Source organism: Thermophilibacter sp. (assembly GCF_966187215.1).
In genome coordinates, this window is the sequence record NZ_CBIFYV010000096.1 from 1 (window position 1) to 13,660 (window position 13,660).

Annotated in this window: 10 protein-coding genes; 3 read left to right on the forward strand and 7 right to left on the reverse strand. The window is 71.4% G+C overall.

Features of this window, described 5'->3' with window-relative positions; genetic code table 11:
- Positions 1-84 precede the first annotated feature (84 nt).
- The 5 genes from ACWTSU_RS07675 to ACWTSU_RS07695 all read right to left on the reverse strand — a co-directional run bounded on the left by ACWTSU_RS07675 (position 85) and on the right by ACWTSU_RS07695 (position 6,830).
- Positions 85-1,188, reverse strand: coding sequence for a Gfo/Idh/MocA family protein (locus ACWTSU_RS07675; RefSeq protein WP_455139386.1), 1,104 nt, complete (start codon positions 1,186-1,188; stop codon positions 85-87).
- 227 nt (positions 1,189-1,415) lie between these two features.
- Positions 1,416-2,840, reverse strand: coding sequence for a zinc-ribbon domain-containing protein (locus ACWTSU_RS07680; protein ID WP_455139388.1), 1,425 nt, complete (start codon positions 2,838-2,840; stop codon positions 1,416-1,418).
- Positions 2,841-2,920: 80 nt separating this feature from the next.
- Entirely contained in the window at positions 2,921-3,601 is a 681-nt protein-coding gene (locus ACWTSU_RS07685; protein WP_455139390.1) for an N-acetylmannosamine-6-phosphate 2-epimerase, read from the reverse strand.
- Positions 3,602-3,871: 270 nt separating this feature from the next.
- On the reverse strand, positions 3,872-5,815 hold the full coding sequence (uvrC, locus tag ACWTSU_RS07690) for an excinuclease ABC subunit UvrC (RefSeq protein WP_455139392.1): 1,944 nt from the start codon (positions 5,813-5,815) through the stop codon (positions 3,872-3,874).
- Between the two features lies 1 nt (position 5,816).
- Entirely contained in the window at positions 5,817-6,830 is a 1,014-nt protein-coding gene (locus tag ACWTSU_RS07695; protein WP_455139394.1) for a lipid II:glycine glycyltransferase FemX, read from the reverse strand.
- A 207-nt stretch (positions 6,831-7,037) separates the two neighbouring features.
- Here ACWTSU_RS07695 and ACWTSU_RS07700 point away from each other — a divergent pair, with 207 nt between their 5' ends.
- Together ACWTSU_RS07700 and ACWTSU_RS07705 are read left to right on the forward strand one after the other, a co-directional pair.
- Positions 7,038-8,336, forward strand: a complete 1,299-nt coding sequence (locus ACWTSU_RS07700; protein WP_455139396.1) for a peptidoglycan bridge formation glycyltransferase FemA/FemB family protein — start codon at positions 7,038-7,040, stop codon at positions 8,334-8,336.
- Positions 8,337-8,352: 16 nt separating this feature from the next.
- The gene (locus tag ACWTSU_RS07705) at positions 8,353-9,090 is read left to right on the forward strand and encodes an aspartate/glutamate racemase family protein (protein WP_455139398.1); all 738 of its coding nucleotides are present in this window, start codon (positions 8,353-8,355) and stop codon (positions 9,088-9,090) included.
- Here ACWTSU_RS07705 and ACWTSU_RS07710 read toward each other — a convergent pair.
- Both ACWTSU_RS07710 and murJ read right to left on the reverse strand, forming a co-directional pair.
- Positions 9,087-10,322 carry a carboxylate--amine ligase gene (locus ACWTSU_RS07710; protein ID WP_455139400.1) on the reverse strand — a complete coding sequence of 412 codons (1,236 nt, stop codon included), beginning with the start codon at positions 10,320-10,322 and terminating at the stop codon, positions 9,087-9,089. The two genes, ACWTSU_RS07705 and ACWTSU_RS07710, sit on opposite strands and share 4 nt — an antisense overlap.
- 11 nt (positions 10,323-10,333) lie before the next feature.
- The gene (murJ, locus tag ACWTSU_RS07715; protein WP_455139402.1) at positions 10,334-12,058 is read right to left on the reverse strand and encodes a murein biosynthesis integral membrane protein MurJ; all 1,725 of its coding nucleotides are present in this window, start codon (positions 12,056-12,058) and stop codon (positions 10,334-10,336) included.
- Between the two features lie 286 nt (positions 12,059-12,344).
- Here murJ and ACWTSU_RS07720 point away from each other — a divergent pair, with 286 nt between their 5' ends.
- Positions 12,345-13,619 (forward strand): NlpC/P60 family protein, encoded by a 1,275-nt coding sequence (locus ACWTSU_RS07720; protein WP_455139404.1) that lies wholly within the window; start codon positions 12,345-12,347, stop codon positions 13,617-13,619.
- Positions 13,620-13,660 lie beyond the last annotated feature (41 nt).

Sequence of the window (13,660 nt, forward strand, 5' to 3'; positions counted from 1 at the left end):
GCCGCGAGTTCTTGCCGAGCGCTCTTCTCGGCAAGCTGTCTGAGCGTCGGGTCTTGTCCCGCCAGCCGGCGGCGGTCGGGCCGGCTACGCCTCGCGCTCCTCGGGGTAGACGACGCCCCAGTCGGCGCGCAGGCGGGTCATGAGCTCCATCACGTCCGCGGCGTAGCCGAGCAGCGCGCGCTTCTCGGCGTCGCCGGCCACCGCGGCCTCGAGGTCGGCCATCTCGTAGCAGAGCGCGTAGGCCTCCTCGCCCGCGCGGACCTCCTCGCGCCGGCCGTCGGCGGTCCAGACGATGGTGGCATGGTCGGCGCGCGGGTAGTCGGTGACCTCGACATAGCACCTGTCGAAGGAGATCACGGCGCGCTTGGGCTGCTTGGAGTGGAGGGTCAGCGAGATCACGCCGAGCTGGCCCTCGTCGTTGCGGCAGACGATGCCGCCCGCCTCGTCCACGCCCGTGGACGCGAGGTTGCCGAGCGAGACCACCTCGCGCGGCTGGCTGGCCATGAACAGGCGCATCAGGCTGAGCGCGTAGACGCCGATGTCGAGCATCGCGCCGCCGGCCAGGTTGATGTTGTAGAAGCGGTTGGTGAGGTCGCCGTACTCCTTGTAGCTGCCGAAGTTGAGCTGAGCGAGGTTCATGCGGCCGAACTCGCCGGCGCGGGCGCGGCGCAGCAGCTCGACGTAGAGCGGCATGTGCAGGATCGTGGTGGCGTCCATGAGCACGACGCCGTAGGCGTCGGCCAGCGCGCGGGCCTCGTCGAGCTCGGCGGAGTTGAGCGTGATGGACTTCTCGCAGAGCACGTGCTTGCCAGCCGCGAGCGCCCCGCGCAGGTAGCGGATGTGGGTGTTGTGCGGCGTGGTTATGTAGACGGCGTCGACCTCCGGGTCGGCGTAGAGGTCCTCCACGGTGTCGTAGACGCGCGCGACGCCGTGGCGCTCGGCGAAGGCGACGGCCTTCTCGTGGGTGCGGTTGGCCACGCCGTGGATGCGGCGGCCCGCAAGCGCCAGCGACTCGGCCATCTGGTTGGCGATGACGCCGCAGCCGATGACGGCCCAGCTGAGCTGGGGCGCGCGGAAGACGTCGTCGGGGAAGGGGCGGTCCTTGGCGGCGGCGTAGGCGGCCGCGGCGGCCTGCGCGGCGTCGAGCGGGGCGGCGGCGGTCGCGGGCTGCGGGCTCTTCTCGGTCATGGGTCCTCCTCGGTGGGTCGGACGGGCGGTCGGGCTTCTCGTCCATTATCCCCCGCCGCGCGCCACGCAGACGTGCGGCTTCCTGACACTTTGGACGGCAAAAACGTCAGGATGCCGCACCTTCCCCGTTGGCGTGCGGGAATCTGACGCTTTGGGCGGCGAAACCGTCCGGAGACCGCACCTCAACGGCGGGCATGCGGCTTCCTGACACCTTCGACCGTCGCGTATCAGTCGCCCGCGAGGTCCGCGACGGGCATGGCGACATAGGAGTCGTAGGCCGCCACCGCGTCGGGGAAGCTCGCGGAGAGGTCGCCCGCCGCCGAGAGCGAGACCATCCGGTACCCGAGCCTGCTGGCGTCACTCTTCTGCGCGACCACGTGATAGTAGTGGACGGTGGGAGCATCGGTGCCGGGCAGGGTGAGCATCGCCAGGTCAAAGGCCAGGTAGGGGCCGTAGGAGGTGAAGTTGCCCGCCCAGACGGTCTCGCCGACGGGCGCGGTGCCAACGGGCAGGGTCCACGTGCCCGAGGACGCGTCGCGGGTGAGGTTGCTCGAGACCCCGTCGAGGTAGGAGAGGTCGTCGGGCGCCGTGCCGTAGTAGGTCGCCAGGATCGCGCGCACGCCGTCGTCGGACAGGGTGTAGCCCTCGCCCGGCGTCGCGGACGCGGCCACGCCGAGCGGGTCGCCCGAGATGCTCTTCCCCGTCTCGCCCAGCTCCAGGCCAAAGGCGTCGCCCACCGTCAGCGAGATCCACACGAGCTGGGCGTCGACGGCCGGGTCGTCCGGGGCCGCCTCGACGGTCGAGATCGTCTGCTGCCAGGGCTCGGGCTCCACGCCGAAGTTGTAGAGCGCGGCGAGAAGCTCCAGGTTGTCGCGGGTCTGGTCGTCCACGGTGGCAGCGTCGCCGGTGACCTGCGCGCCCGCGTCGAGAAGGACGTCGGTGAGGCCGGGCAGGCCAGAGAGGTCGACGCTGGCCAGACCGCAGCCGGTAGCGTGCAGCGTGGTCAGGGCGTCTCCCTTGGGCAGCGTGAGGGAGGCGAGCGACGCGTTGCCGTCGCAGCTGACCGACGCGAGCGCGTCGTTGGCGGAGAGGTCCAGGCCGGTGAGCTGGTTGCCGGAGCAGTCGAGCGCGGTGAGGTTGGGCAGTCCCGAGACGTCGAGCTCCGTCAGCTGGTTGCCGGAGCAGACGAGCTGGGTGAGGTTGGGGAAGGCCGAGATGCCCTCGAGGCTGGTGATGCCGAGGCCAGAGAGCCCGTTGCCCTCCGAGGCACCCGTCGAGACGTCGCCGAAAGCCGTGACGGCGTCGGCCTCCTCCTGGTCGATCGCGCCGTTGCCGTCGACATCCACGTGCCGCACGAGGTAGGTGCGGAAGGCCTCGTCCGGCACGTCCTCCTGCAGGACGAGCACCGTCTTGGGGCCGAGAAGTCCCGGCAGCAGCAGCCACGCGGCCGCGCCCAGAACCGCCACGACCGCCACCGCGACGGCCACGATGACGGCCGTCCGCTTGCGCCGCCGGACGCGCACGGGCTTCTCGCCCACCGGGGCCGCGCTGGCCCCCGCGTCGGCCCGATCCGGCGCGCCGACCGGCGCCCCGCAGCGCGTGCAGAACCTCACCGTGTCAGGAATCTCGCTCCCGCAGTGTGCGCACCTCATGTCCGCCCCTCTCTGTTGGCTGGCCCCATCCTAGCGCACGGGCCGCCGACGCCTGTTGCGCAACTTCGCGGGCGCGTCCCTCACGCCAGGGCGTCGGCGAACCAGCCGGTCACGGTGGTGGGGTGCGTGATCGCGGTGCCCACGACCACGGCCCACGCGCCGGCGTCGAGCGCGGCGCGGGCGTCGGCGGGCGTGTGGACGTGCCCCTCGCACACGATCGCGGCCTCGGGGAACTCGGCACGCGCCCGGGCGAGAAGGTCCAGGTCGGGGCCGTCGGCGAGCGCCGTCCCGGCCGCGGCGGTCCCGTGCGAGAGCGTGGTGGACACCAGCTCGCAGCCCGCGGCCACGGCGCGGCGCACGTCCCCGATCGTGGCGCAGTCGGCCATGAGGGCCACGTCGGTGGCGGCGCGGACGGCCTCGATGGTCTGCTCGAACGTGCGGCCGTCCGGGCGCGGGCGGTCCGTGGCGTCGAGGGCCACCACGTCGGCGCCGGCGCTCGCGCAGGCCAGCGCGTGGCGCAGCGTGGGCGTGATGTAGACGCCCTCGTGGCCCTCCTTCCACAGGCCGATCACGGGCACCTCCACGCGCCCCTTGATCGCGGCGATGTCGGCGAGCCCCTGGCAGCGGATCGCGGCCGCCCCGCCCAGCTCGCAGGCGCGCGCCATCTGCGCCATCGTCTCGGGGTGGCGCAGCGGCTCGCCCGGATAGGCCTGCACGCTCACGATGAGCCGGCCCCGCAGGGCCTCGACGACTGGGTGCATGTGGGCTCCCTCCCCCGCTGTCCTTCTCGCCAAGCTTAACGCAGCCGTCGCGCGCCCGCATGCCCGTGGATGCGCCGGGGCGAGCGCTCAAGAAACCCCGGAAGTCTGCGGGTTCTTGGGCTCCGTGCTCAAGAAATGCCGGAAGTCTGTCGCCGTAATCACAGACTTCCGGGGTTTTCTGCGCATGGCACCGACAAAGCCACGGACTTCCGGGGTTTCCCGGGCAAGGACGGACGGCGGGGCGAGAAGGGCAGCGAGAAGGACGACCGCCTAGGCGTCGCCCGTGTCCGCGCCCGCGCCGTCGTCGTCGCCCATGTGCAGCACCTGCCACACGGCGGTGGCCACCTCGGCGGGCACGCCCGGCGTGGCGGCGAGCTCCTCCTCGCTCGCGGCGCGCATCCTGCGCAGCGACCCGAAGCGCCGCATGAGGGCGCGCTTGCGCTTGGGCCCCACGCCCGGCACGTCGTCGAGCGCCGAGCGCGTCATGGCCTTGTCGCGCAGCTCGCGGTGGAACGTGATCGCGAAGCGGTGCGACTCGTCGCGGACCTGCTTGATGAGGTAGAGCGAGGGCGAGCCGCTCGGCAGCACCACCGGGGTGTCGTCCCAGGGCACGAAGATCTCCTCGTCGGACTTGGCCAGGCCGCAGACCGGGATGTCGAGCCCCAGCTCGGCCAGCTGCTCGATCGCGGCGGTGAGCTGCGGCTTGCCGCCGTCCACCACCAGCAGGTCCGGGCGCGACCCAAAGCGCTCGTCGGCCATGCGCTCGGGCGCGTAGCGCCGGCCCAGCACCTCGGACATGCTCACGAAGTCGTTGGCCTCGGTGAGCGGCGTCTGGATCTTGAAGCGGCGGTACTGAGACTTGTCCGGCCGGCCGTTGGTGAAGACCACCATCGAGGCCACGGTGAAGTGGCCGTGCAGCGTCGAGATGTCGAAGCACTCGATGCGCATCGGCGGCGCGTCGAGCGCAAGGGCGCTCTCCAGCTGCAGCAGCGCCCGGTTGGTGCGCTCGTCGGCGTAGCCGGTCTTGACCATGTAGCGCATGAGCGCGTGGCGCGCGTTGTCGGCGGCCATGTCGAGCAGGTGGCGCTTCTCGCCGCGGCGCGGCACGTGCAGGCGCACGCCGTGGCCGCGCTTCTCGGCGAGCCACTCCCCCACGACCTCGGCGTCGGCCAGCTCGACCGGCAGGTCGACCTCGGCGGGCACGTCGGCGGTCTCGTCGTAGTAGCGCTTGACGAAGCCGCCCACGAGCTCCTCCTCGCCCACGTCGAGACCCTTGTCGAGGATGAACTCGGCCGAGCGCACCGTGCGGCCCTCGCGCACGCAGAAGACGCAGGCGCAGCTGATGGTCTCCTCGCGGTAGAACCCGATGAGGTCGGCGCTCACGCTCGACGAGAAGACCACCTGCTGGCGGTCGTCGAGCGCGGCCAGCCCGTCGAGGCGCGCCTTGAGGCGGCCGGCGCGCTCGAAGTCGAGGTCGGCCGCCGCGTCGCGCATCTGCTCGGTGAGCTCGCCCACGATCTTTGAGCGGTGCCCCTGCAGGAAGTCCTCCACCTGGCGCACGTGGCGGGCGTACTCCACGGTGTCGATCATGCCGGCGCACACGCCCGGCCCGCGCCCCACGTGGTAGTCGAAGCACGGCCGGCAGCGCTTGGCGAGCAGCATGTTGGCCACCGCCGCCTGGTCGGGCTCGCGCTCCAGGAGGCGCTTCGCGCGCTTCCACTCCGCGCAGGTGGCCGTGCAGATGGGCACCACCTTGCGCAGCGTGTCGATGGTCGCGCGCGCCGCCTTGGCGTCGGTGTAGGGGCCGAAGTAGCGCGTGCCCTTGCGGTGCTTCTCGCGCGTGTACTTGATGGCCGGGAAGACGTCCGACTCGGTGATCGCGATGAAGGGGTAGCTCTTGTCGTCCTTGTAGTCGACGTTGAAGTAGGGGTGGTACTGCGCGATGAGGTTGCGCTCCAGCACGAGCGCCTCGTGCTCGGAGCCCACGACCACGTAGTCGAAGTCCTGCGCCACCTGCATCATGAGCGGGATCTTGGCGCGCTCGTCCTGCAGCGTCACGTACTGGCGCATGCGGGCGCGCAGGCTCTTGGCCTTGCCCACGTAGATGACCTCGCCGTGCGCGTCCTTCCACAGGTAGCAGCCCGGCTCGGCGGGCACCTGGGCCACGCGCGCGCCGAGTTGGGCGAGGTGCTCGTCGGCGGCCGCCTCGGGCACGCTACCCCCGTCCCTCGCGCAGGCGGTCGCGCACGTCGCGGGCCTTCGTCAGGGCCGCGTAGAAGGTCCGCCTGATCGGGACGTCGCGGTCGGGGGCGACCGAGCGCACCCCGTCCTTGGCGAACTTGGTCTTGAACACGTTGAGGTTCATCATCTCGGGCGCGAGCTCGCTGCCGATGCCCATGAGGTCGAGCGTGGTGCAGCCGAGCTCGGCCGCGCGCAGGCACTCCTTGAACAGCTGGGCGTCGGCGACGAGGTTGCGCACGGGACCCGAGACGGTGGCGGCGTAGTAGTGCGTGGCGAACTGCCCGCAGATGGTGAACAGGGCCCAGGAGACGAGCTCGCCGTCCACGCGCGACGCCATCACGCGGCAGTGCTCGGGTCCGAGCGTCGCGATCATGTTCTCGTAGTCGCTGCGCGGGGCGGGGACGAAGCCGTCGCGCTCGCCCGTCTCGCACATCACGCGGTAGTACTCGTCGAACGAGGCGGAGGCGCGCTCGGTCTCGTCGGCGATGAGCGCCGGGCTCTCGCGCAGCGCCTTGCGGACGTCGCGGCGGCCGCGCGGCTTCATGCGGGCCAGGATCTCGTCCTCGCCGCCCGTGAGGTCCATCACGACCGTGGTGTCGTAGGGTCGCGTCGAGAGGCAGGGGCGGGTGAGCTCGGACTCGTGGGCCACGGCCAGGCGCACGAAGACCTGGTGGGGGTCGCGCTCCCGCACGTACGCGACGAGCGCCTCGAGGGCGGCGCGCTCGTCGTCGGCGCCCGGCTCGCGCAGCCACGCCGGGCCGTGGGCGGCGCGCAGGTAGCGGTAGCCGTGGGTCTCGTAGCAGACGAGCGCGCAGAGCGCGGCGCGCGCGCCGTCGTCGTCCGTGAGCTCGACGAGGCCCCAGGGCGAGCGCCCCTCGATCGTGGCCTGGAAGTCCAGCCAGACGGGATGCTGCTCGATCGCCGCGACACCGCCCGCCTCGGCGATGACCCCCTCATACTCCTCACGCGAGAGCTCGCGCACCTTCATGGGCCGACCCCACCTTCCTGTCCGCGGTCATGTCGAGCGCCCATTCTACTTCACCGCGACGACCGACCGCCGCCGCGCGGGCGCCGCGTGAAGAGCGCGTGGTGGGCGGGCGCGACCATCCGGGCGCTGCGGATGCGGAGCGGGCGCGTGCTATCATGCTGCCCTGTTCACACGCACCCGGTACCGAGAAGGGCGGCGCCGCACCCCATGTCACTGACGCTCACCACGCTCGACCCCGCGGACTTCGACGCGTTCAGCGCCGCGCACCCGCAGGGCAACTTCCAGCAGACCTCGCGCATGGGCGAGCGCCGCGCGCGGGCCGGCGTGGGCGTGGAGTACGTCGGCGTGGAGCGCGACGGCGCGCTCGCCGCGGCGGCCCAGCTCGAGGTCCACCACGGCCGCCTCTCCACCTTCGCCGAGGTTCATGACGGGCCCCTGTGCGACCTGCGCGACCGCGAGCTCACCGCGGCGCTCGTGGGCGGCCTGCGCGAGCGGGCCCGCGCGGCCGGGGCCGTGGAGCTCGTGATCACCCCGGAGGCGCCCTACCGCGTGCGCGACTCGCTCGGCAACCCGCTCGTCGCCGGCGAGCCCCTGCCCGCCGGCGTCCCAGCCGGCTCCCCCGCCGAGGCGGACGACGAGAGCGTGCGCACCCTGCTCGAACTGGGCTTCGAGCACGACGGCTTCACGGTCGGCTACACCGACGTCCCGCGCTGGCGCTACGTGAAGGACCTCACGGGCATCGACGACGAGGCGGCCCTTCTCGCCTCCTACACCAAGAACACCCGCCGCGACGTGCGCATCGCCCACGAGAGCTGCGTGCGCGTGGAGCGCCTCGGGCGCGACGAGCTGCCCCTCTTCCACCACGTCTGCGAGATCAGCTGCGAGAAGCAGGGCTTCGAGAACCACTCGCTCGACTACTTCGAGTCGCTCTACGACGCGCTCGGCGACCGGATTGAGTTCAACGCCGCGGTCATCGACATGGGGGAGTACCTGCGCATCTGGGAGGCCAAGCGCGACCAGCTGGCCGCCGACATGGCGCGCCTCGAGCAGGCGATCGAGCAGGGCCGCGCAGTGGCCAAGTCACAGCGTCGGCTCGCGGACGCGCGCGAGAAGCACGCCGCGGCCGTTGACCGCGTGAACCTGGCGCGCGACCACGTGACGCAGGGCGAGGAGCGCGTGACGGCGGCCGTGGGCGCCTTCGTCTGGCACCCGCGCGAGTGCGTCTATCTGTTCTCGGGCAGCGACGCCGCGTTCACCAAGTTCTGCGCGCCGCTCGCCCTCCAGCACCACATGATGCTCGCCTGTCTGGGACGCGGCGTCCGCCGCTACAACCTCTACGGCATCAACGGCGTCTTCGGCGACCGCTCCGACCCCGGCTACGGCCTGCTCGAGTTCAAGCAGGGGTTCGGTGGGTACGTCGAGGAGCTCATGGGCACCTTCACGCTGCCCGTGCGCCCGCTCGCGCGCGGCGTGGGCAAGATGGTGCACCGCATGCTGGGACGCTAGCGAAGGGGGTGCTCGCATGAACAAGCCGGTGCTCGGCGTGGTCGGCGGCGTGGGGCCGCTCGCGACCGCCTACTTCATGCAGCTCGTCATACGGCTCACGCCCGCGGAGCGCGACCAGGACAACGTACCGATGATCGTCTTCAACGACCCGCAGATCCCCGACCGCACGGCCTACATCCTCGACGACTCCCAGCCCGACCCCCTGCCCGAGCTGCTGCGCGTGGTCTCGTGGCTCGAGGACGCCGGGGCCGACTACATCGCCATCCCCTGCAACACCGCCCACTACTTCTACGACGCGATCGCGCGCGCCGCGCGCGTGCCGGTGCTCAACATCATGCGCGAGACGGCGCGCGAGGTGCTCGGCCGCGTGGGGGCCGGCGGGCGCGTGGGGCTTCTCGCCACCGACGGGACCATCGCCTCGGGCGTGTTCCAGAGCTACCTGGGCGAGTCGGGGCTCACGACCGTCACCCCCACCGAGCGCGAGCAGGCCGAGGTCGTCATGCCGCTCATCTACGAGCGCGTCAAGCGCAACCTCCCCTTTGACGCCACGGGCCTCCTGCGCGTGGCCGCGCGCCTGCGCGACGAGGGCGGCTGCGACGCGGTGATCGTGGGCTGCACCGAGCTGTCGGTGGTCTACCAGGAGCTCGACGAGAAGCCCGACTACCTCGTCGACGCGATGGAGGTGCTCGCCGCGCGGTGCGTGGAGCGCTACCTCGCCGCGCGCGGGCGCTCGGCCGAGGCCCCGCTCCTCTAGCGGGCGGAGCCGGTGGGCCGCGGGTAGAACCTCGAGAACTTCCTCACGAAGTTGAGCTCCATCGCCAGGCCGGCCAGGCGCGAGGCAAGCGTGTCCTCCGGGCAGCGCATCGGGTCGAAGACGAGCCCGGCCCGGCGCGCCGCGTCGAACTCGTCCCTGAGCGCGCCGTCGGTGAGGTAGCGCCGCACGAACCACGCGGGGGCGCGCGTGTAGACGCCCGCGCGGCTCACGCGCTCGATGCCGGCCGCCCCGTCCATGACATCCTCGACGAGCACGCGCATGGGGTTCACCCCGCCCGCGCAGGAGTAGTACGAGCTGCAGCCGATGCGGGGGTTGAAGTCCATGAACAGCTCGCGGCCCGTGACCGGGTCGCGCTTCATGTCGAAGTTCGCGAACCCGCGCCAGCCGATGCCCCTGAGCATGCCCGCGACCTTCTCCCAGAGCTCGGGCATGGGGCGGGTGAGCAGGGTCACGGGGTTCCCGATGAGCTTGGGATCGTGGTCCTCCAGCAGCACCTGGGCCGAGGAGAACAGGTGCGGCTCGCCGTCCTGCCCCATGTAGACGGTCATGATGTCGACGTGGGTGTCGTCGCCCTCGATGAGCTCCTGGACGAGGAAGTCCCCCTCGAAGCCGACCTCGCGCAGCGACGCCCAGATGCCGTCGAGCTCCTCCTGGCTGTCCGCGAAGTAGACCTTGCTGAACCCGAGCGGGTAGAGCCTGACGTACTCGGAGGAGGAGACGGCGGGCTTGGCGACCACGGGGAACGGCAGGCTCGTGGGCGGGACGGGGTCGCTGCCGGCGAGGTGCACGACCTCGAGGCGCGGGTAGTCGAGCCCGTACTCCTCGCACATCCGCGCGAACGTGATCTTGTTGGAGGCGCGCTCCATCGGCTCGAGCGGCGGGACGATGCAGGAGACGTTGTCCGGGAGGTCGTCCCTGATGCGCTCCAGGCGGCCGATCACCGCGTCCTGGTTGGCCATCAGGATGACGCGGCGCGACCCCGCGGCGCGGGCGACCTGGCGCACGGCCTCGAGGATCCGCTCGTCGTCCTGGTGCTCGATGAGGTGGACGTCGATGAAGCGCGAGGTCTTTATCGCGCTGATGGGGTCGGGGTTGACGCAGACGCTGCGCACGCCGAAGGCCTCGTAGAACTCGCGGGCGAGCGGGTAGGCGCCGACGTCGCCGCCCACGATGACGGGAAGGAAGTCGTCGCGCTGAGGTGTTCTTGGCATGCTGTTCACTCCTAGCGTAGGTGAAGAAGGCGCAGGGCCTTGGAGAAGAGGCTCTCGAAGAAGGGGGCGTCGCAGACGCCGAGCGCGGTGGCGGTGCCGAAGGTGACGACCACGGCGGGGACGCCGCCCGCGACGGCATAGAGCACCCCGCGCACGATGCCCTCGCACGGGCCGAGCGCACGGGTGAGGGCCCAGAGGACGAGCGCGCCCACCGCTGAGCCGAGCGCCCCGAGCGCAAGGGCGCGCGCGCACGAGACCAGCACCGAGCGGGCGCCCACGCGACCGGCGCGCGACCTGACGCGCAGCAGCGTCACCAGGTCGACGACGCCATAGAAGAACACGGACGAGACGGGCACCACGTAGAGGCCCCAGACCGGGGTGAGAGCGACGCAGAACGCGATCTGGATCGCGGAGGCGACGACGGTCGCGAACGCGAACAGGCCCATGTGCATCATCGACGAGCAGACCTTCTGCAGATAGGTCGAGAGCGCGTAGAAGGGCAGGGCGAGGGCGAGGGCGCGCAGGTAGCCCACCGTCTGCTCCGCGGCCTCGGCCGTGAACTGCCCCGAGGAGAAGACCGCGACGAGCGCCGGCGCGAACACGATGAGGTACATCGAGCACGGGATGAGCGTGAAGAAGATCTTGCGCATGCCGTCGGCGAGGTAGTCGCGGTAGGCGGCGAGGTCCTTGGCGAGCCAGCTGCTCGAGAGCTCGGTGAACATGGTCACCGAGATCGGGATCGCGAAGATCGAGTAGGGCAGCACGTACCAGACGCGGGCGTAGTAGGCGATCGAGGCGCCCGCGGCCGTCACCGAGAGGGCGCAGCTCGAGGCCACGGCCGTCGTGGGGTAGGACGAGAGCGTGGCCACGAGCGTGGGCAGGCCGATCGAGAGGGTCTCCCTGAGCGCGGGGTCGCGCAGGTCGACGCGCAGGCGCAGGCGGACCCCGTGGCGGTAGAGCGCGGGCAGCTGGCTGAGGACCTGCACGGCCACGCCGAGCGGCGTGCCGATCGCCAGCACGAGGATGGCGCTGTCCTGCGGCACGCCGGCGCGCGTGAGCGCCCCGTACGCCACGAACGAGCCGATCGTGATCACGTTGTTGAAGATGGGCGCCAGGTTGCTCCAGAAGTAGTCGCGCTCGGCGTTGAGGACGCCCGAGACGATCGACGAGAGCGCGTAGAGGATGATCGAGCACGAGAACCAGCGGAAGAACCAGATGGCGAGCGCGGAGTCGAAGCCCTCGGTGGCGCCGGCCGACTGCGTCCAGATGACCGGTCCCGCGAAGACGAAGCTCAGCACCGTGACGGCGGTCATGAGCATGAGCACCACCGACAGCAGGTTGGAGGCGTAGCCGCTCGCGCCCTCCCTGCCCAGCTTGCGCTTCGTGGAGAGGTAGACGGGGAGGAACGACGTGATGAGCATGCCGCCCACCACGAGCTCGTAGAGCATGTTGGGCAGCTGGTTGGCGATCGTGTAGGCGCTGGCCAGGCCCCCCGCGCCGAGCGCCCAGGCCTGCATCGAGGTGCGGAAGAAGCCGGTCACGCGGCTTATGATCACGAGCACGCTCACCATGTTGGAGGACTGGTTGGCGCGCTCCTTCACCGAGCCCGAGGCGTCGTCGGGGGCCGGGTCGGCCGCGAGCTCGCCGGACCGCGGCGGCGCGGGCGGGACGCCCGGCGCCGTCCCGACGTTCTGAGCAAAGTGCGCGCCCCGCCACTTCCGTCCGCGCTGTGTCACGTTCGGCCCTCCCCGAGCTACGGCGCCGTGCGCCCTCGATCCGGCAACCCCTCAGTCTATCCGTCCGGGGATCCGCCGCCCCGCCCTTCTCGCGACTTCCATCTATTCTGTATCTCGCCCGGCGGCGGGCCGGCGAGGGGCACAGCCTTCTGTCAGGGAAGCGCATAATGTGTCGGCTTTTCGGAGGCCCGGGGGAATGGTGATATCATCGTCGCTACACCTCGCCCGGCACCAGCGCGACGCCGGGCGAACACGACCGATGGCAGTAAGGAGCTGACCGAGTCACATGAAGCCCATTCGTACCACGCGCCTCCCCCGAACCGCCGTCTCCTTCGTCCTGACCGGCGCCCTCGCCGCCATGCCCGTCGTCGCCCTGGCGCCCACGGTCGCCCGGGCGGACACCTCCGACGACCTCCAGGCCCAGCTCGACGCGGCGCTCGCAGACCTCGACGACCTCCAGGCCGCCTACGACCAGGCGACGGCGAACCTCGGCAAGACCACCTACGACCTCGAGCAGACGCGCGCCCAGATCAGCGACCTCGAGGACCAGATCGCCGAGACCCAGTCCGAGCTCGCGGCCGCCCGCTCCGAGCTCGCGGCCTCCACGTCGACCTACTACAAGCAGGGCGGCAACACGAGCCTGCTCGAGCTCGTCCTCAACGCGAGCGACTTCGAGGACCTCATCTCCCGCGTCTACTACGCCGACAAGGTCACCTCGTCGCAGGAGGAGAGCATCCAGACGATCGTGGACCTCCAGTCGAGCCTCGAGAGCGACCAGGCCGCCCTGCGCGAGCAGGAGCAGCAGCAGGAGCAGCTCGTCTCCTCCCAGGAGGCCGAGCAGGCGGCGGCACAGCAGGCGGCGGCGCAGCAGGAGAGCTACGTCAACCAGCTCTCGACCGAGGTCCAGCAGGCCCTGGAGGAGGAGCGCGAGCGCGCGGCCGAGGAGTCGCGCAAGCGCGCCGAGCAGGCCCTCGCCGAGCAGCAACAGCAGGAGCAGAGCCAGGGCGCGGACACGAGCACCGGCGGCTCCAACGCGGGCGCCGGGAGCACGGGCGCGGGCTCGAACGCCGGCACCGGCACGACCACGGGCGGCAGCGCGAGCACGGGCGGTTCCTCCAACGCGGGCGCCTCGTCCGGCGCCCCCTCGGGCGGCGGCTCCAGCTCCGCCTCGTCCAGCCAGCGCCAGACCGCGGTCAACGCCGCGCTCGCGCAGGTCGGCAAGCCCTATGGCCACGCCAACGACGGGACGCAGTGGGACTGCAACGGCCTCACGCACTACGCGTGGGCCCAGGCCGGCGTCAGCATCCCCGCCTCCTCGGGCACCTACGCCTACGGCCAGTTCCAGTGGATGAAGAGCAGCGGCCGCTGGGTCACCTCGACCTCGCAGCTGCAGCCCGGCGACCTCGTCTTCTACTCCCGTGACGGCGGCGCCACCTGCTACCACGTGGCGCTCTACATCGGCGGCGGCCAGGTCGTCCACGCCGAGGGCTACGGCCGCGGCGTCACGGTGGTCGGCGTCACCTACTGCAGCGGCTTCTGCGGCGGCGGCTCGCCGATCTAGGCCTCCGGCACACCCACGTCTCGCGCAGCGGGGGGGGGGGG

What these genes read in the sequence shown, in the direction of transcription:
- ACWTSU_RS07700 (WP_455139396.1), top strand. Translation starts at nt 7,038, where the DNA reads ATGTCACTGACGCTCACCACGCTCGACCCCGCGGACTTCGACGCGTTC.
- ACWTSU_RS07680 (WP_455139388.1), bottom strand. Translation starts at nt 2,840, where the DNA reads ATGAGGTGCGCACACTGCGGGAGCGAGATTCCTGACACGGTGAGGTTC.
- ACWTSU_RS07720 (WP_455139404.1), top strand. Translation starts at nt 12,345, where the DNA reads ATGAAGCCCATTCGTACCACGCGCCTCCCCCGAACCGCCGTCTCCTTC.
- ACWTSU_RS07675 (WP_455139386.1), bottom strand. Translation starts at nt 1,188, where the DNA reads ATGACCGAGAAGAGCCCGCAGCCCGCGACCGCCGCCGCCCCGCTCGAC.
- ACWTSU_RS07685 (WP_455139390.1), bottom strand. Translation starts at nt 3,601, where the DNA reads ATGCACCCAGTCGTCGAGGCCCTGCGGGGCCGGCTCATCGTGAGCGTG.
- ACWTSU_RS07695 (WP_455139394.1), bottom strand. Translation starts at nt 6,830, where the DNA reads ATGAAGGTGCGCGAGCTCTCGCGTGAGGAGTATGAGGGGGTCATCGCC.
- ACWTSU_RS07705 (WP_455139398.1), top strand. Translation starts at nt 8,353, where the DNA reads ATGAACAAGCCGGTGCTCGGCGTGGTCGGCGGCGTGGGGCCGCTCGCG.
- ACWTSU_RS07710 (WP_455139400.1), bottom strand. Translation starts at nt 10,322, where the DNA reads ATGCCAAGAACACCTCAGCGCGACGACTTCCTTCCCGTCATCGTGGGC.